Consider the following 16,259-nt stretch of genomic DNA (forward strand, 5'->3'; position numbering starts at 1 on the left):
TTGCCCCGGCTTGCTCTCGCCCCGTCCGGGTAGGCGCGGGACGGCCGGTCGGGACGGTGGCATTGGACAACTCCCCTGGTCAGCAGCGAGAGTGGCGCCCGGCAGGGGCGCCGTCGGACACCCCGGGGAGAAGGCACGAGATGAACCGGCTGATCGCCCGCGTGTGGCGGGCCATCCGCGGCCCGTTGCAGTGGCGGGTGCTGTGGGTCGCGCACGCGAAGTTCGTGGTCGGGGTGACCGGGGTCGTCCGGGACGACGCCGGACGCGTTCTGCTGCTGCGCCATCGCATGTGGGCGCAGGGGCGCCAGTGGGGCCTGCCGAGCGGATTCGCCGCCAGGGGCGAGGAGTTCAGCGAGACCGTCGTGCGCGAGGTCCGCGAGGAGACCGGGCTGGAGGTCGCCCCCGGCCGCCTCGTCCGCCTCAAGAGCGGCTACCGGCTGCGGATCGAGCTGGCGTACGAGGCGGTGCTGGTCGGCGGGGAGCTGAAGCTCGACCCGTTCGAGATCCTGGAGGCCCGCTGGTGCTCACCCGATGAGCTTCCGGCGGAGATGCAGGACTCGCACCGCGAACTCATCCTGGGCCACGCCGTCCTCGGCTGACCCGCGACCCGAGGTGCCAGGCGCCCCGCCCGGGGGCGCTCATCACGTCCCGCGGCAGCCGCTACTCGGACCCGCTCCCGCGGAGGACGAAGTCGCGAGCCGCCTGGAAGGGTGCGAGCGACGAGGTGTCCACCTCCTGGAGGGCGATGGCGATGGCCAGGTCGGTCTCGTCGGCGCCGCCGGTCACACCGAATCTGCGGCAACGGCCGGCGCCTGGGACGAACCGCCCGTCGTCGATCGCGACGCGTGAACCGGGACGTTCCAACCGCAGCCTCTCCGACACACCCTTCGCGTACCCGTACGTGTAAGCGCGGTCCCGATACCCGATGCGAGAGTGCGGGCGGCGCCGGTCAGCCCCCGGCGCTGTTCGCCGAGGAACGCAAGAAGGCGGAGACGACCGCCACACCCGGCATGAGAGGGGTGGTGTCCACGCTCTGCAGGGCGATGGCGATGGCGAGGTCGGTTTCGTCGGCATCCCCGTGAACGGTGAAGTGGCGCCCGGAGCCCACCCCTTCGAGGAGCCCGCCCTCCTTGGTGACGATCCGGACTCCCGGGCGGGTGAGCTCCTTGTCGCCAGCGAGGCGCTTGAGATACGTGAAGGCGTACTGCCGCCCCGCGTAGCCGATGGTGAGGGCGCGGGCCGCGCGGGTCATACCGAGCGAGTTGTACGACAAGGTGCCTGGTGTCCCGGCGATTTCGATCCTCGCCTTGTGCGTGGAGGGCTGGCCGCGCGCGCCGATGCCCTCGATCCTCGTCTCGGGCAGGTGCTCTCCGACCAGTTCGACCCGCATCATCTGGTTGGGCCGCACGGGCCCGAGCGGCTTGACGTAGAAGACCATTGCCTCGCCGTAGGGCCCGGCCACGCCTCGGTATCCGTGGTGTGCCTGGTTGTCGAAGGGTTCGAGTTCGAAGGTGAAGTCGGGCATGCGGCGTTCCCCTAGAAGTGCCAGTGGGTCGGATTGAGCTTGCTGGCCGCGCTCTTGGCGCCGTGGGCGATGTCGTGGCCGACGGTGCCGGCGGTGTGGTCGACCCACTTCGTCGCCTTGGCCGTGCCCGTCTTGATGTCACCCCAGTGCTCCACGACCTCCGCTCCCGCGTACACGCTGCCGGAGGCGATGGCTAGGCCGAAGGTCACCGGGTTCGGAGCGATCATCGCAGCGGGGACCTCCCGGCGGAGCCCGTGCTGCCCGGGGAGGTCGGCGCCGCGTCGGTGCTGCGTCTCGTACCCGCGCGGGCCGCCACGCTGTGGGAGCGGCTCACCGCACTGCTGCCCGACCCCGCCGACCTCGTCGCGGTCGGACAGCGCTGAGCCGACGGGCCCGGGCCCGGCCGACGTGGCGGCCGGGCCCGGTTCGGGGGATCAGCCGGCGGGCTTGAGGATCACCGGCAGGCGCTGGTGGCCGTTGGAGATCAGCGACGGTACGCGGGGGAGCGCCTCGGCCGGCTCGGCGAGGGCCGCGTCCGGGAAGCGGTCGAAGAACGCCCGCAGTGCGATCGTGCCCTCCAGCCGGGCCAGCGGGGCGCCCAGGCAGAAGTGGACGCCGTGGCCGAAGGCCAGGTGCTCCGGGCCGGGGGTGGTGCGGGAGACGTCGAACGTGTCGGCGGTCTCGCCGTGCCAGTCCGGGTGCCGGTTGGCCGCCGCGTACGAGGCCAGGATCGGCTCGCCCTTGACGATCAACTGCCCGTCGGGCAGCTCGATGTCGCGGACGGCGTAGCGCAGTGGCAGGTGCTTGACGGCCGGTTGGAAGCGCAGGGTCTCCTCGATGACGCTGCCCCAGTCCGCCTGCCCGGAGCGCACCAGCTCCAGCTGCTCGGGGTGGCTGAGCAGCGCCGTGACGGCCTGGTCGATGAGGTTGACGGTGGTCTCGTAGCCGGCGCTGATCATCAGCAGCAGCGTGTCGCGCAGCTCCGCCTCGGTCATCCCGTCGCCGTCGCCCTCGGTGTCGCGGGCCGCTATCAGCAGCGAGGTCATGTCGTCGCCGGGCTCGTCCCGCCGGGTGGCGATCAGCGCGTCCAGCATCCCGTACAGGCGGATGGTGTTGGCCATCGCCTCGTCCGGGGTGAGGGTGGTGGAGAAGACGCCGTCGACCACCGAGCGGAACTCGGCCCGCTGCCCCTCCGGCACGCCCATCAGGTGGCAGATGACCTGGATCGGGATCGGGTAGGCGAACGCCTCACGGAGGTTCGCGGCCTCCCCGGCCGGGGTCAGGTCGAGCTCGTCCAGCAGGCCGGCCACGATCTGCTCGACCCGCTCGCCCAGCGCCGCCACCCGGCGGGCGCTGAACGCGGGCGCCACCATGCGGCGCAGCCTGCGGTGGTCGCCCCCGTACGCGGTGAACATGTTGTGCACCGACACCCACAGCGCCAGCGGCCACGTCGCCACGGCGTGCTCGTACTCCGGCCAGTGCTGCCGGGCGTCCTTGGAGACGTCCGGGCCGGTCAGCAGCTGCTTGAGCAGCGTCGGGTCGGTCACCGACCACGCCTGCACGCCGAGCAGGTCGACGCGGGCCGCCGGGCCCTGCCCGCGCAGGCGGGCGTGCTCGCCGTCGGGGTCGGACCCTGTGGGGTCCAGGACTATCGGTTCGAAGGAGGTGGAGGTCACAGCGGGGCTCCGTTCGGTCTCGAAGGTCAGCTCTCGGACACGGGCGTGACGGGCGGGAACACCACCGGCAGTGAGGCCAGGGCGCGGTGCCACGGTCCGGGCCGCCAGGTCAGGTCTTCCTCGGGGACGGCGAGGTCCATCTCCGGCAGGGCGTCGAGGAGGTGGACCATCGCGGTCTCCGCGATGAGGTACGCGTGCGACTTCGCCGGGCACTGATGCGGCCCGTTGCTCCACGCCAGGTGGGCGCGGTTGCCGGCCCGCACGCCCGGCGAGGCGCCGATCGTCGGGTCGTTGTTGGCCGCCGACATGCAGATCACCACCGGCTGGTGGGGCGGCAGCACGAACCCGTCGACGTCCACGGGCTGCGGCGGGTAGCTGACGCAGTACGAGGCCATCGGCGGGTCGGCGAAGAGGAGTTCGTCCAGCGCGTCCCGCACCGACAGGCTGCCGGCGTGCAGGTTGCCGGAGAACCGGTCGTCGGTGAGCAGCAGGAGCAGGGTGTTGGTGATCAGGTTCGTGGTCGGCTCGATGCCGGCCCCGAAGAGGGTGACGATCTGGTGGCCCATCTCCTCGTCGTTGAGGTCGGAGCCGTGGGCGATCAGCCAACTGACCACGTCCTCGGCGGGGTTCTCCCGCTTCAGCAGGGTCAGGTCGTAGACGGCCTGCCCGAGCATCGCGTTGCCGGCGGCGGCGTCCACGCCCTCGAAGATCGCGGCCATGCCGTCGGCGACCCGCTGGCCGATGTCCGCGGGACAGCCCAGCATCTCGTTGAGCACCCGGAAGACGATCGGCCAGGCGTACTCCGTCAGCAGGTCGGCAGTGCCGCGCGGGCTGAACGAGGCGATGGTCTCGGACGCGACCCGCTGCACGGTGGCACGCAGCCGGTGCTGGTTGAGCCGGTCCAGGCTGAAGGTGTTGGCGGCCCGGTAGCGGGCGTGCTCGTCGCCGGAGGAGCGCAGCGCGTTGGGCCGCCACTCCATCATCGGCTTCACCGGGCAGTCGTCCGGCACCGTGCGCTGCCACTGGCGCGGGTCGGCGGGGAAGCGCACCGGGTCGTTGAGGATGCGCAGCGCCTGCGGGTAGCCGATCACCAGCGTCGCCGGGACACCGGGGGAAAGCTCCACCGGGACCAGCGGGCCGTACTCGGCGCGCATCTTCTCGTACGCCGCGTGCGGGGCGGCGGCGTACTCCTGGCTGTAGAGCGGGTAGCGCCGTTCGGGCGCGGTCGGATCGAGCGCGGGCGCGGAAGGCTGGGGCGTCACTGCGGGGCTCCGGATACGGGGGCGGGGTGGTGGGCGGGGCGGCCGGTGTGGGCAACGGGGCACGCGGAAGGGGCGTGCGTGAGGTCACGGGTGCGCCGGCGCGTGGCGCGGGTGCGCGTGCGGGTCGGTGCCGGGGGGTGCTGATCGGTGCCGGGCGGTGCCGTCTGGTCCCGGGGGAGGCCGGTCGCGACCGGCGGGGCCGTACTTCGGCCACTCCAGTCGCTCCGGCCGGCCCCGACCCCGACCCCGGACGGCCCCGCCCCGCCCCGGGCAGGGGCGCGGGACGGGCCGGGGACAGCCGGGGGCGGATCACGCCGGGCCGCGGGGCGGCGTGATCCGCGGCCCTGAGCAGCCGCCGTCAGCCGGCGTCAGCCGTCGGCGGGCACCCTGGTCGTCAGGTACTCGACGAGGGTGATCAGCGCCTGCAGGCACGAACCGCGGTCCCGCGCGTCGCAGGTGGTCAGCGGCGTGCCCTCGGTCAGGTCCAGAGCCTGCCGGATCTCCTCCACCGGGTAGTCGCGGGCACCGTCGAACCGGTTGACCGCGATCGCGTACGGCAGGCTCTGCTCCTCCAGCAGGTCCAGCACGTCGTGGCAGCGGTCCAGGTCGCGGGTGTCCACCAGCACCAGCGCGCCGAGCGCGCCGTCCGCCAGCCCCTCCCACAGCGGCCGGAACCGCACCTGTCCGGGCGTTCCGAACAGGTACAGCACCAGGCTCTCGTTGAGGTGGAGCCGGCCGAAGTCCATCGCCACGGTGGTGGTGGTCTTGTCCGGCGTACCGCGCAGGTCGTCCACGCCGACGCTGGCCTCGGTGATCGACTCGTCCATCCGCAGCAGCAGCGGCGCGACGCTGCCCACCAGCGTGGTCTTGCCGACCCCGAAGGGACCGGTGATCAGCAGCTTCGCCGAACGCGTGACCGTCGGCGGGTGGTAGGCGATCTCACGCGATGGAGCGGAGGCCATGCAGCACTTCCTTCAACAGGTCGGAAGACGGGGCGTCGGCACGGGAACGGCGCTGGGGGGCGGTCAGGTGTCCGCTGTCGATCAGCCCGGAGACGACGATCCGGACCACCGACGGCGGCAGGTCGAGGCCGGCGGCGATCTCCGCCACCGCCAGCACCCCGCCCTTGCACACGTCGAGCACCCGCCGCGCGTCCGGGGACACGCCCTGGAGCAGCGGATCGTGCGCGGCGATCACCAGCGTTTCGAGGCGGACGTCGCGGGAGGGGCGGCTGCGGCCGCCGGTACGGACGTAGGGCCTGACCATGTCCGGGTCACGCCGCGGCCCGCTCACCTGAACTGACCGCCCTCTACGGATCGCCGTTCCGGGCTGACCAGTTCGTGGCCGACCCGCTGGGACAGCGCGTTCATCCGCTCGCTGATCAGGCCGATGTCGCTGTCCAGGTCGGCGCAGACCGCCAGCAGCGAGTTCTGCGCCGCCGCCGAGGTCAGCCCGATCCACTGGTCGGTCTCGATCAGGTGCTGGCGCACCGCGTTCGGCGCCGCCCGGTCGCCGGTGACGTCCGCCCAGGCCAGCCCGGCCGCGCGCAGCGCCGCGGTGACCGCGGCCAGCTTGTCGCCGGTGTCCTTGTCGATCGTCTTGGTGTACGAGCTGAGCAGCCCGTCGGAGGTCATGTGCACCGCGAACCGCACCCCGGGGCACGAGCCGAGGTGCTCGTCGAGGAGCCAGCCCAGCGCGTTGTCGTCGTGCGCCTTGAGCATCTCAGGAACCGTCCTTCGAAGAAGCCGACTGCGAGTCGGATGAACGGCCGCGGCGCGAGCCGCTGACCCATGCGGCGGCGATGTCCGGCCGCCCCGGACGCACCTCCCGCTCGACCGGTTCGGCCACCGGAGCCGGGCCGGGGGCCCGGCGGCGGCGCCGGGTCAGGCCGCTGGCGGTGGTCGCCGGCGCCTGCGCCGGGTCGTGCGGGCCGGTGTGGTCGGCGCCCGGGGCGCCGTAGCCGGCGGCTGTTCCCATCTGGCCCATCTGGCTCGCCTGGCCGACCTGCCCGACCTGGCTGCCGTAGCCGCCGTGCTCGCGGAGCCCGCCGTGGCCGGACCGGTGGCCGTACCCGTTCCGCGCGTCGTACGCCGAACGGGCGGCGGGCAGCGACGGCTGCTCGCGCGGCACGTCGGTCAGCAGCGCGGTGGGCACGAAGACCAGCGCCCGGGTGCCGCCGAAGAGGTTCGGCGCGTCCAGGTCCACCCGGAAGCCGTAGCGGGCGGCGAGCTGCGCGGCCACCCGGAACCCCGTCTGCGGGTAGGCGCCCAGCGAGTGGATGTCCAGGGGCTCCTTGCCGGTCAGCAGCGAACGCGCCCGGTCCAGCTGCTCGGTGCTCATCTGCAGGCCGGCGTCGTCGATGACGACGGTGACGCCGTTGTGCCCGGCACGGAAGGAGACCTCGGCGTAGGCGGTCGGCGGCGAGTAGCGGACCGCGTTGTCGAGGAGGATCGCCAGGGTGTGCACCAGGGCCTCCACCGCGCGCGGCACCACGCCCTGCTCGAACTCCTGTGTCCGCACCCGCTCGTAGCCCTGGATACGGCCCATGGCGGCGCGCGCCACGTCGGTCAGCGAGGTCGCCGGCAGGCGGCGGCCCAGCGTGCCGCCGGCCAGCACCATGTACCCCTGTGCCACACGCAGCATCTGCTGGGCGGTGTGGTCGATGGCCATCAGCGTGGCGTACGCCTCGTCGTCCTGGTGCCGCCGCACCCCGACGCTGACCTCCTCGGCCAGTTCGGCGCCGAGGCTGACCAGCGCCGAGGCGAAGGTGAGCACGGCCGCCCTGGTGGCGTCGCGGGCCTCCATGTGGGCCTCGGCGACGGCCTGTTCGCTGCCCTGCGCGGCCGAGGCGGTGCTCTCCTCGCGGACCTCGCGCAGCAGCCTGGTGTGCCGGCCCACCAGCGCCTCGATCCGGCCGGCCGAGGTGGTGCCGGACAGCGGCGGCGGCAGCACCAGTTCGACATCACGGCCCTCACCGGGCTCCAGGACCGCGGCGGCCACCTCGGCCAGCCCGGTCTCCGCGAGGTACGCCAGCGCGTCCTCCAGCGAGCGCAGCTGCTCGGCGAGCTGCCGCACCCGCTGCTGCTCCTCGGAGACAGCGGCCTGGTGCTGCCGCGCCATCTGGTCGGCGCGGCGCCGCTGGGCGCGGGCGGTTCTGCCGAACCGCCACGCGAACCCCGCGGCGACCAGCGCCACCAGCAGCAGCGCTCCGGCGGCCGCCTCCTGCATCGAAGTAGTCATCAGATCCTCGGGAATCAGGACGCGGCGGGGGCGCCCGTCCGGGGTCGGCGGCGACGGGGCGCTGACGGACCCTCCGGCTCCGCGGGGGGACGCGAGCGCGCCGGGGTCACCTGCCTGTCCTCACCGTCGGTCAAGCGGGGGGCGACGCGTCGTTCACGTGCCGCCGACGACCTGTGCCGAGCCGAACACCCGCGACCGGAATCCGGTCGAACTCCACTGGGCCGAACGGTGTATGGGCGTTGCACGGCAGTTCTTGGTCGCTTTCCCGATCATATCCAGGGCGCTCCTTAGCGCCAACCCGACGGGATTTGACTGCCCGAAAGGAAGCTGGGGGAAACGCGCCGAATGCGGGCGAGCGGGTGATATCGATTCCCGGAGGGCGGGTCCGTGTTCGAAAAGCGTTTCCCCGCAGGGAAGTCGGAGGCCGGGAAGGCCGGCCGGAGTGGGGTGCCCTCGGTCCGTGGTCGGTCTGATGCCTGGTCAAGTGCGGTGTGTCGGTGGTGAGTCACCAGGTAGGTGCCGGGTGCGTGGCAAGGGTGTGCCGGACATGCGTCGGATGTACGGCAGATATGCGTGCGGAGTGCGGGGGGTGTGCACCGAGTCGGCGGGCCCGGCCGGAACGGGACGGCGAGAAACGCGCGGGGAGGGGGTGGCGCGCGGTCGGGGCGGTGGTGGCAGCCTGGAGGGAGGCGAGAAGGGATCGGTCGCATGCTCAACGAGACGGTGTTCCGCAGCGGGGACCTCCCCGTCGGCGACCGGTTCGACGCGTGGCGCGAGGTGATGGACAGCACCCACGCCCCCATGCGGCTGGAGAGCCCGCGCGCCGGCGACTTCCACGCTCACGTGCGGGTGATCGAGGTCGGCGCGGCCGTCATCTGGCCTGCCACGTTCGAGCAGTTGGTGTTTCTGCGCACGCCGCGGCTGATCCGCCGCTCCGACCCCGAGGTCTACCACCTCTCGCTGCTGCTGGAGGGCGAGGCGGGGGTCTCCTGGGGCCGCCGGGAGACCTCGTACGCGGTGCAGGACTACCACGTGAACGACTCCTCTCGGCCCTACCGCATCTGGACGGGGGAGCAGGCCATCGCCTCCGTCGGGGTGGAGATCCCCAAGGCGCTGCTGCCGCTGCCGAGTTCCCATGTCGACGAGGTGCTGGGGCGTCCGCTGACCGCCCGCAGCGGGCCCGGAGCGCTGCTGGCCGGGTTCCTGAAGCAGCTCTGCGACGACGCTGAAACGTTCCGCCCCGCCGACGGTCCGCGACTGGCCACCACGCTGGCGGACCTGGTGGCGCTGCTCTTCGCGCACAGCCTGGAGGACGAGCGGGCCCTTGAGCCGGAGACCCGCACCCGGGCGCTGACACTGCGGATCAAGGACCACATCCAGCGCAACCTGCACGACCCCGACCTGACGCCCACCACGGTGGCCGAGGCGCACCACATATCGCGCGGCTACCTGCACCGGCTCTTCCGCGACGCGGTCGGGCGCGACGCCGACGCGGGCGAGACGGTGGCCGCCCACATCCGGCGCCGGCGCCTGGAGGGCGCCGCCCGTGACCTGACCGACCCGGGGCTGTCGGCCGCGCCGGTCCATGTCGTGGCCGCACGCTGGGGGTTCCCGCGCGCCGCCGAGTTCACCCGGGCGTTCCGGACCGCGTACGGGGTGCCGCCGGGCGAGTACCGGCGGCAGGCGGTGGCGGCGGGCGGCGGCGCGCACCGGTGACCGGCGGCGGGCACCGGCGGGCCTCGTAGGGCGCTGGTGGCTTCGGAGGGCCGGGACGTCGGCGAGGGCGCCGGACGGGCGCGGCGGCCCGCCGGGGACGGCCGGTGGACGGATTGCGAAGGCCGTACGTCACTCACCGCCAATGACGGCGGCGGGGTCCCCGGGGCACCCTGGACGTGCCGCCCCGGGCGGCGCTTGTCCGAGCAGGACCGCAGGTAGTGCCGCGATGCGCGCCGCGGGCCTGGCGGACACGGGGGCGGGGGAGCGGGGGACCGCCCGGGGCCGGCAAGCGCGGCGGGTGCAATTGCCCGGCGTGGCGCCGACGTGATGTTCCCCCCATGCGTGCACTTGCACTCGGCTGTCCCGGTAGGAAGCCGCGGAATTCGCAATATGGAATTCTGCTCACGCTTTCGCCCTTCGACCCGTATCACGATATGAACGTGGCGGCGGAGTGAAGGGGAATAGTGCTTTTTATATGCATCTATCACCGCGTCGGCTGGATCCGGAACGCGACGTGTGGCGTACGCGCTCCAAGGAGGCACGGGGGACGCGGGGGGTGTGGGTGACCAGAGGGGCATAGGCGGCCGGCGGACGGGTCGGGCGGGCGCGGCCGTCCTGTCCTGGCCTGGGTCGGCCGGGGATTGGGCCGGGGCCGGGCCGGTCACGGGTCAGCCCGAGGCGCGGGCCGGGGCCGGTCGCGGGTCAGCCCGAGACGCGGGCGGCGCGGGGGAGGAGCGCCGGGTCGAGCCCCTCGGTGAGGACGGCCGCGGCCAGCACGCGCGGCAGCTCCGTACGCCGTTCGTACAGCACGTGCCGTTCGGCCAGCCGCGGGCGGTACGCCGCGTACGGGGTGGCCGCGGCCTCCCGGGGAAGGTTCAGCGACAGCCGGACCACCCCGGCCACCGGCGGCGCCCCCGCCGTGGCCCGCACCAGCACCTCCGTCAGCGCGAGGTCGACCGGGCCGCGGCCGGACTCACGGTCGTGCCGCAGCAGCGCCAGCGTCAGCCCGTCCCGTCCCCAGGGCGCGAAGAGCAGCAGCGCGCACGTCCGGCCGTGCGGGTCCAGGCACTCCACGAGGAGGCAGTCGGGGTCGGCCGGGTCGCCGAGCCGGTCCAGCTCCACGCCGTCGGAGGGCCGGCCGTGCCCGCGCCACGCCGCGGCCAGCCGCCGCAGCCCGGGCCACTCCTCCTCCGGCACGTCCCGCTGCCGCCGCAGCCGCGTGCCGTACCCGGCCTGCGCCATGGCGACGCGCACCCGGGCCGGCCCGTCCGGCAGCGGGCCGACCGCGAGCACCGGCTCCCGGCCGCCCGCCAGCACCCGCAGGCCCGCCGCCGCGTACACGCCCGCGCCGTCCGGTCCCGCGTGCGCCACCGCGGGCACCCAGGCGTTGCGCCGGGCCGTGGCCAGCCACTGCCCGACCGCCGCCGGCCAGGCCGCCGGCGGCCCCAGCGGGTCACCCGAGGCCAGGGCCACCCCGTTGACCACCCGCTGCACCACCGCCGCGTCCCCGCGCGGCGACCAGCACACCGCGCGGTCCCGCCGCAGCGCCAGATACCCCATGGAGTCCCGGGCGTCGGCCCGCAGCAGCGTGCGCAGCCGCCGCTCCTGCGCCGCGCCGAGCCGTGCCCGGCCGCGCGGCGCCCGCAGGAAGAGCAGCAGCACCACGACGACCAGCGCCAGGCTCATGAGGTTGACCAGCAGGTCCGCCCACCACGACACGCGGATGCCCGGGTGGCCGACCAGCGGCGTCAACGTGAGTACCCGCACCACCGCGTAGCGGGCGCTCGGGCCCCACTGCGACGGCTGGTCGCGGTCGGCCGCGTACACCAGCAGCGTGCCCGCGCCCACCGCCACCACAGCGCCCGCCACGAGGCCCGCCAGCGCCGCCACGACGTTGTGGCGTGCCACCCGCACCTCGAACAGCGGCCGGGAGACGAGCAGTGCGGCCAGCAGCAGCGCCGTCAGCGCCAGCGACACCCACGTGACGGGGTGCCGGGCCGCGCCCCGCCCCTCGGCCACGGCCACCACCACGGTGGCCAGATACACGGCGGCGAGCACCGCCGCCACCCGCCATGCCGCCCGTTTGCGCCGCCGCAGCCCCACGGCCAGCACGAACGCCAGGGCCGCGGCGGTGAATCCCGGACTGACCAGGAACGGCGTCACGTAACGGCCCTCCACGTCCGACCGCAGGTGGTCGCGCACCGGGCGGACGAGCGCTCCGACCACGTCCACCAGCGCCACGATCCGCAGGTACCAGACGGCCAGGGCCGCACACACCGTCCGCAGCAGGGCGAGCCGGCGGGCCCGCTCCGGGGAGGCCGCGCGGGCCGCGGGGCCACGGTCGCCCCGCCGGCACCGGCGAGGGCGGCCGTCCGCACCTCCTCGTCCGCTGCCTCAGCATCTGTGCCGGCCTCGTCCTCGCCCCTCGCAGCCGCAGCCGGAGTCGCACCGGCAGCGGCGTCCGGTCCGGCTTCGAGAGCCGGCGCGCCCGCGCTCGGACCCGCCTCCAGGGCCGGCGCCGCCTCAGCGCCCTCGGCCTCGGGCGCCGCGGCCGGGGCGGGAAGGGCGCCGGGCGCCGACCCGGAGGGCGTCGCCAGGGTGGGCGCGCCCGCCACCGCGTCCATCATCCGGGTCTTCGCCGCCATCACCCGCCGCCGCAGTCCCTCCTCCCGCCGTTCGGCGCGGGCCATCCGGCGCGGCCGGGAGGTGTAGCGCCAGCGCGCCCACGGGCTGCCGGGCCGGGCCAACCGCAGCGCTCCCACCAGGGCGAGGAACGGCACCATCACGCCGAGCAGCCCCGTCCACACCTTGCCCTTCAACAGGCACAGCACGACGAAGAAGAGCAGCAACGCGCCCACGACGTACGACGTCACGTCCCGGCCGCCGACGTAGCCGCCCAGCGGCGCCTGGCCCGCCACCAGCAGACCGATCAGCGCGACCGCCAGGATCACCGCGTCGACCGAACGGCGCCCCTCCTCCGCCCAGTACACGTCCTCCAGGTGCAGCACCAGCGCGAACTCGTCGAGCACCAGGCCGCAGCCGAGGCCGAACACGACCGCGAGCACGTCGTGCACCACCGGCCTGCCCCGCACCCCGAACGACCCCACCCCGCCGATGATCATCATGATCTGGCCGAAGACCACGTGGTGGATGTGGAGCCCGCCCGGCTCCACGTTGCCGGGCCACCACGAGACGTTCGCCCTGATCATCCGCACGCTGAGCCGGATGAAGAGGAACGAGCAGATCAGTCCGGCCAGGAGCAGCAGGAGCTGCAACCGGCCCCCTCCACTGTTGAGGGAGACCGTGACCCGGACGTCGGTCAGCCAGTGCACCATGGCCCCAGCCTGCTCGGACGGCGGCTCCCGGGCCCGGAAGCGCGCCGCACTCCGGTCCCGCGCCGCCCTATAGGGCGTCCGGACACCGTGCGCCCGGGGCGGTGCGTCGGCTGTCGTCCCCGCGCCCCGGTGCGTCAGCTGTCGTAGTCGACGGCCAGTTCGTCGGAGGCCGGGAAGGACTGGCAGGTGAGGACGTATCCGGCGGCGACCTCGGACGGTTCCAGGGCGAAGTTGCGGCGCATGTCGGCCCGTCCGGCGGTGACCCGGGCCCGGCAGGTGCCGCAGACGCCGCCCTTGCAGGCGAAGGGCAGGTCGGGAAGGGTGCGTTGGGCGCCGTCGAGGACGGGCGTGTCCCGGGGCAGGTCGACGGTGGTGGTGCGGCCGTCCAGGGTGACGGTGACCCGGCTGGCCGGACCGGACGGCGCCGCGTCCTCGTGGCGGACGGGCGCCGCGGGCTCGTCGTCGGCGAAGAACAGCTCCTGGTGCACCCGCTCGCGCGGCACCCCGAGCGAGGCCAGCACGGTTCGGGCTCCGGCCACCATGCCCAGTGGCCCGCACAGCCACCAGTGGTCGACACCGTCGACGTCCACCAGGCCGTCGACGAGGGCGGCGAGGCGCGGCTCGTCGAGCCGACCGGTGAGCAGTTCGGCCTCGCGCGCCTCGCGGGAGAGCACGTGCGCGAGCTGGAAGCGGGCCGGGTGGAGGTCCTTGAGATCGGCCAGCTCGTCGGCGAACATCACCGTGCCGCTGCGCCGGTTGCCGTAGAAGAGGGTCACCCGGGAGTCCGGCGCGGCGGCGAGCACGGACTCGGCGATGGACACCATCGGGGTGATGCCCGAACCGGCCGCCACCAGGACGTGGTGCGCGGGCACCTCCAGCTCCGGGGTGAACGTGCCCGTGGGCGCCATCACCTCGACCGGGTCCCCGGGGCGGACGTCGTGGACCAGCCAGGAGGAGAACAGCCCGTCCGGCACCTCGCGCACGCCGATCCGCGGGCCGGCGCCCGCCGGGGAGCAGATCGAGTAGGAGCGGCGCTCGTCCCGCCCCTCCGCGGTGCGGCGCAACGTCAGCGCCTGGCCCGGCCGGTGGGCGAACTCCCCGGCGAGGTCCGGCGGCACGGCGAAGGCCACGGTGACCGCGTCCGCGCACAGCGGGCGCACCTCCGCGACGCGCAGGGTGTGGAAGGCGGGGCGGTGGCGGGGCCTCGGGCCGCCGGGGCGGGGTCGCGGTCGCGGGCGGGGTCGCGGTCGTGGGGGTGGGCGGGACGCCGGGCGTGGCCATCACACCTCCTTGACGTGCTCGAAGGGCTCCCAGCAGGCGCGGCAGCGCCACAGGGACCTGCAGGCGGTGGCCGAGAAGTGCGAGGTCTCCTCGGTGGCGGACGACCCGCAGCGCGGGCAGGGCACGGCGCGCCGGACCGCCCCCAGCTCCAGCGGCACCGGGCCCGGCGCACGCCTCGGGGCGGGGCCGGGTGGTGCGATGCCGTACGCGGCGAGCTTGCGGCGCCCCTCGGCGGTGATCAGGTCGGTGGACCACGGCGGGTCGAGCACGGTCCGGACCCGCACGCGGCTGAAACCGGCTGCCCGCAGCCGGGCCGCCACGTCCGCGCGCATCTCGGCCATCGCCGGGCAGCCGGAGTACGTCGGGGTCACCTCGGCGACCACCGTCTCCCTCCCCCCGTCCGGCCCGCTCTCCCCGTCCGGCCCGTGCACGTCGTCCGGCCCGCGCCCGCCGCCATACGGTCCCCCCGTCGCTCCGGAGGCCGTGCGGGCCGCCGATTCCCGTACTGTGCCCGCCGGGTCCGCCCCGGGCTCCGGACCCGACCCGGGCTCGGTATCCGCCTCCGTCGGTGCCTCTGTCCCTGCCCCTGCCCCTGCCCCTGCCCCTGTCTCCGGCTCCGTTTCTGTTTCTGTTTCCAGCCGGACCGCCCGCAGGACGCCGAGGTCGGCCAGGGTGAGCATCGGCAACTCCGGGTCGGGCACCGCCGCGGCCACCCGGCGGGCCAGCGCGGCCCGTTCGGCGGGCGACCCGGGCAGAGCCCGGGCAGAGGCCCGGGGGTGGGCGACCGCCCGGTCGGGCGTACCGGTTCCGCGCTCCTCGGCGTTCACCAGACCGCTCCCGGGTGCGCGCGGGCCACGCTCTGCAACTCGGCCAGCAGCGGGGCGAGGTGCGGTGAGTGGACGCCGTCCCGACCGCGCCCCCCGGCCGGCGGGGCGGCGGGCAGCCGCAAGCCCGCCGCGTCGAGCACCTGCTCCAGGACGGCTGCCGTCTCCGCGCGCACCGCCGCCGCGTCGGGTGCGGGCACCGCCGCGTACAGCTCCGCCAGATGCGGCGCCACCTGGGCCACGGCGGCCCGCATCCGGCGGTGCGACTCCGCCGTGCCGTCGCCGAGCCGCACCGCCCAGTCGGCCGCGTACCGGCGGTGGTACGTCAGCTCCGGCACGGCCTTGGCCGCCACCGCCGCCAGCACCGGGTCGGCGGCAGAGGCGGCCAGCCGGGCCAGCTGCGCCAGCCGCCAGGTGCTCAGAGCCAGCAGCCGCACGACGGTGAACGCGAAATCGCCGTTGGGGAGTTCGGCGAGGGTGACGTTGCGGAAGCGGGCGGCCTCGCGCGCGTAGGCGTAGGCGTCCTCATCCCGGCCGGTGCCGTCGGCCCGGCCGCAGCGGGAGTACAGCAGGCGGGCCTGGCCGAGCAGGTCGAGGCCGATGTTGGCGAGCGCCACCTCCTCCTCCAACTCCGGTGCCCGGGTGCACCATTCGGCCAGCCGCTGGGCACTCACCAGTGCGTCGTCGGCCAACGCCAGGCAGAGCGCGGCGAGCTCCGTCCGGTCGACGCCGTCGGGCACGGCGGTCTCGACGCCGTGCAGCGGGTCCGTGAAACCGGTGCCGAACGCCCAGCGTGCGTCGCCCTCCCCGTGCTCCTCGGCCAGGGACAGGTAGACGTGGTCCCCGCCCGGCGGTTCCGCCCGCGTCGCGCGGACGTCCTCCCCGCCGCCGGGAAGGCCGGTGGCGGCACCGCCCTCCGACTGGAGGTGCGTCCGGTCGTCCGTCTGGTCCATGCCGGTCCGGCTCCTCTCAGCGGGCGGGGTCAGGGGCGGGGCAGGGGCGGGGCAGGGGCGGGGTCAGATGTGCGGGACGTCGTCGGGGATGTCGTAGAAGGTCGGGTGCCGGTAGACCTTGTCGGCGCTGGGGGCGAAGAAGGGGTCCTTCTCGTCCCGGGTGGAGGCGGCGATGTGGGTGGAGCGGACCACCCAGATCGACACGCCCTCGTTGCGCCGGGTGTAGAGGTCCCGGGCGTGGGTGAGCGCCATCGCGTCGTCGGCGGCGTGCAGGGAGCCGACGTGGACGTGGTTCAGGCCGCGCTTGCCGCGTACGAACACCTCGTACAGCGGCCACTCGCCACGCCCGCCCGGAGCGCCCCCGCCGCCGGCCTCCGCCGCCGGGCCTGCCGCCCGGTGCGCCGGCTCAGCGGCCCGCGCGGGCACCGCCTCCCGCTCCCCTTCGCT

General features: G+C 74.6%; 17 protein-coding genes and 2 pseudogenes. 3 read left to right on the forward strand and 16 right to left on the reverse strand.

Annotation, left to right across the window (positions count from 1 at the left end; all coding sequences use genetic code 11):
- Nucleotides 1-140: 140 nt before the first annotated feature.
- Nucleotides 141-599 carry an NUDIX domain-containing protein gene (locus BS72_RS23025; RefSeq protein ID WP_037913180.1) on the forward strand — a complete coding sequence of 153 codons (459 nt, stop codon included), beginning with the start codon at nucleotides 141-143 and terminating at the stop codon, nucleotides 597-599.
- A 61-nt stretch (nucleotides 600-660) separates the two neighbouring features.
- On the opposite strand, the gene BS72_RS39280 is transcribed toward BS72_RS23025, so the two are convergent.
- From BS72_RS39280 to BS72_RS23035, 3 genes are all read right to left on the reverse strand, one after another.
- Nucleotides 661-786, reverse strand: a complete 126-nt coding sequence (locus BS72_RS39280) for a hypothetical protein (protein ID WP_265736807.1) — start codon at nucleotides 784-786, stop codon at nucleotides 661-663.
- 163 nt (nucleotides 787-949) lie between these two features.
- Nucleotides 950-1,525 (reverse strand): hypothetical protein, encoded by a 576-nt coding sequence (locus BS72_RS32660; RefSeq protein WP_051951507.1) that lies wholly within the window; start codon nucleotides 1,523-1,525, stop codon nucleotides 950-952.
- Nucleotides 1,526-1,536: 11 nt separating this feature from the next.
- Nucleotides 1,537-1,752: a hypothetical protein gene (locus BS72_RS23035; RefSeq protein ID WP_037913183.1), complete on the reverse strand. Its 216-nt coding sequence runs from the start codon at nucleotides 1,750-1,752 to the stop codon at nucleotides 1,537-1,539.
- Nucleotides 1,753-1,779: 27 nt separating this feature from the next.
- On the opposite strand from BS72_RS23035, the gene BS72_RS39285 reads away from it, so the two are divergent.
- A complete protein-coding gene (locus BS72_RS39285) occupies nucleotides 1,780-1,908 on the forward strand; it encodes a hypothetical protein (RefSeq protein WP_265736808.1) in 129 nt (42 codons plus the stop codon).
- A 51-nt stretch (nucleotides 1,909-1,959) separates the two neighbouring features.
- Here the strand turns inward: BS72_RS39285 and BS72_RS23040 are convergent, their stop codons facing one another.
- The 6 genes from BS72_RS23040 to BS72_RS23065 all read right to left on the reverse strand — a co-directional run bounded on the left by BS72_RS23040 (nucleotide 1,960) and on the right by BS72_RS23065 (nucleotide 7,703).
- Nucleotides 1,960-3,201 (reverse strand): cytochrome P450 family protein, encoded by a 1,242-nt coding sequence (locus BS72_RS23040; RefSeq protein ID WP_037913186.1) that lies wholly within the window; start codon nucleotides 3,199-3,201, stop codon nucleotides 1,960-1,962.
- A 26-nt stretch (nucleotides 3,202-3,227) separates the two neighbouring features.
- On the reverse strand, nucleotides 3,228-4,463 hold the full coding sequence (locus BS72_RS23045) for a cytochrome P450 family protein (RefSeq protein WP_037913188.1): 1,236 nt from the start codon (nucleotides 4,461-4,463) through the stop codon (nucleotides 3,228-3,230).
- 368 nt (nucleotides 4,464-4,831) lie between these two features.
- Nucleotides 4,832-5,425 carry a GTP-binding protein gene (locus tag BS72_RS23050; RefSeq protein WP_037913191.1) on the reverse strand — a complete coding sequence of 198 codons (594 nt, stop codon included), beginning with the start codon at nucleotides 5,423-5,425 and terminating at the stop codon, nucleotides 4,832-4,834.
- The gene (locus BS72_RS23055) at nucleotides 5,403-5,729 is read right to left on the reverse strand and encodes a DUF742 domain-containing protein (RefSeq protein ID WP_037917271.1); all 327 of its coding nucleotides are present in this window, start codon (nucleotides 5,727-5,729) and stop codon (nucleotides 5,403-5,405) included. Before BS72_RS23055 ends, BS72_RS23050 begins: the two co-directional genes overlap by 23 nt.
- 23 nt (nucleotides 5,730-5,752) lie before the next feature.
- Nucleotides 5,753-6,184: a roadblock/LC7 domain-containing protein gene (locus BS72_RS23060; RefSeq protein WP_037913193.1), complete on the reverse strand. Its 432-nt coding sequence runs from the start codon at nucleotides 6,182-6,184 to the stop codon at nucleotides 5,753-5,755.
- 1 nt (nucleotide 6,185) lies between these two features.
- Nucleotides 6,186-7,703, reverse strand: a complete 1,518-nt coding sequence (locus BS72_RS23065; RefSeq protein WP_232792505.1) for an ATP-binding protein — start codon at nucleotides 7,701-7,703, stop codon at nucleotides 6,186-6,188.
- 708 nt (nucleotides 7,704-8,411) lie between these two features.
- Between BS72_RS23065 and BS72_RS23070 the strand changes: the two genes are divergently transcribed.
- Nucleotides 8,412-9,419, forward strand: coding sequence for an AraC-like ligand-binding domain-containing protein (locus BS72_RS23070; protein ID WP_037913200.1), 1,008 nt, complete (start codon nucleotides 8,412-8,414; stop codon nucleotides 9,417-9,419).
- Between the two features lie 702 nt (nucleotides 9,420-10,121).
- Here BS72_RS23070 and BS72_RS23075 read toward each other — a convergent pair.
- The 7 genes and pseudogenes from BS72_RS23075 to paaB all read right to left on the reverse strand — a co-directional run bounded on the left by BS72_RS23075 (nucleotide 10,122) and on the right by paaB (nucleotide 16,142).
- Nucleotides 10,122-11,696: a phosphatidylglycerol lysyltransferase domain-containing protein gene (locus BS72_RS23075; protein ID WP_051951510.1), complete on the reverse strand. Its 1,575-nt coding sequence runs from the start codon at nucleotides 11,694-11,696 to the stop codon at nucleotides 10,122-10,124.
- Entirely contained in the window at nucleotides 11,579-12,754 is a 1,176-nt protein-coding gene (locus BS72_RS36695; RefSeq protein ID WP_157856310.1) for a hypothetical protein, read from the reverse strand. Before BS72_RS36695 ends, BS72_RS23075 begins: the two co-directional genes overlap by 118 nt.
- A gap of 134 nt (nucleotides 12,755-12,888) precedes the next feature.
- Nucleotides 12,889-13,977 (reverse strand): annotated as a pseudogene (paaE, locus tag BS72_RS23085) (1,2-phenylacetyl-CoA epoxidase subunit PaaE); the annotation flags it as partial.
- 57 nt (nucleotides 13,978-14,034) lie between these two features.
- Nucleotides 14,035-14,673 (reverse strand): 1,2-phenylacetyl-CoA epoxidase subunit PaaD, encoded by a 639-nt coding sequence (gene paaD, locus BS72_RS39980; RefSeq protein ID WP_407639052.1) that lies wholly within the window; start codon nucleotides 14,671-14,673, stop codon nucleotides 14,035-14,037.
- A pseudogene (locus BS72_RS38640) lies at nucleotides 14,668-14,790 on the reverse strand (1,2-phenylacetyl-CoA epoxidase subunit PaaD); the annotation flags it as partial. The gene paaD and the pseudogene BS72_RS38640, both read right to left, overlap by 6 nt.
- A 68-nt stretch (nucleotides 14,791-14,858) precedes the next feature.
- A complete protein-coding gene (gene paaC, locus BS72_RS23095; RefSeq protein ID WP_078901570.1) occupies nucleotides 14,859-15,812 on the reverse strand; it encodes a 1,2-phenylacetyl-CoA epoxidase subunit PaaC in 954 nt (317 codons plus the stop codon).
- Nucleotides 15,813-15,875: 63 nt separating this feature from the next.
- Nucleotides 15,876-16,142 (reverse strand): 1,2-phenylacetyl-CoA epoxidase subunit PaaB, encoded by a 267-nt coding sequence (gene paaB / locus BS72_RS23100; RefSeq protein ID WP_037917282.1) that lies wholly within the window; start codon nucleotides 16,140-16,142, stop codon nucleotides 15,876-15,878.
- Nucleotides 16,143-16,259 lie beyond the last annotated feature (117 nt).

It is taken from the genome of Actinacidiphila yeochonensis CN732 (genome assembly GCF_000745345.1).
Lineage (GTDB): Bacteria > Actinomycetota > Actinomycetes > Streptomycetales > Streptomycetaceae > Actinacidiphila > Actinacidiphila yeochonensis.

Excerpts from the sequence above, each read along its gene's own strand:
- BS72_RS23055 (WP_037917271.1), bottom strand. The coding sequence starts at position 5,729 with ATGGTCAGGCCCTACGTCCGTACCGGCGGCCGCAGCCGCCCCTCCCGC.
- BS72_RS32660 (WP_051951507.1), bottom strand. The coding sequence starts at position 1,525 with ATGCCCGACTTCACCTTCGAACTCGAACCCTTCGACAACCAGGCACAC.
- BS72_RS36695 (WP_157856310.1), bottom strand. The coding sequence starts at position 12,754 with ATGGTGCACTGGCTGACCGACGTCCGGGTCACGGTCTCCCTCAACAGT.
- paaC (WP_078901570.1), bottom strand. The coding sequence starts at position 15,812 with ATGGACCAGACGGACGACCGGACGCACCTCCAGTCGGAGGGCGGTGCC.
- BS72_RS23050 (WP_037913191.1), bottom strand. The coding sequence starts at position 5,425 with ATGGCCTCCGCTCCATCGCGTGAGATCGCCTACCACCCGCCGACGGTC.
- BS72_RS23060 (WP_037913193.1), bottom strand. The coding sequence starts at position 6,184 with ATGCTCAAGGCGCACGACGACAACGCGCTGGGCTGGCTCCTCGACGAG.
- BS72_RS23065 (WP_232792505.1), bottom strand. The coding sequence starts at position 7,703 with ATGACTACTTCGATGCAGGAGGCGGCCGCCGGAGCGCTGCTGCTGGTG.
- BS72_RS23035 (WP_037913183.1), bottom strand. The coding sequence starts at position 1,752 with ATGATCGCTCCGAACCCGGTGACCTTCGGCCTAGCCATCGCCTCCGGC.
- BS72_RS23070 (WP_037913200.1), top strand. The coding sequence starts at position 8,412 with ATGCTCAACGAGACGGTGTTCCGCAGCGGGGACCTCCCCGTCGGCGAC.
- BS72_RS23025 (WP_037913180.1), top strand. The coding sequence starts at position 141 with ATGAACCGGCTGATCGCCCGCGTGTGGCGGGCCATCCGCGGCCCGTTG.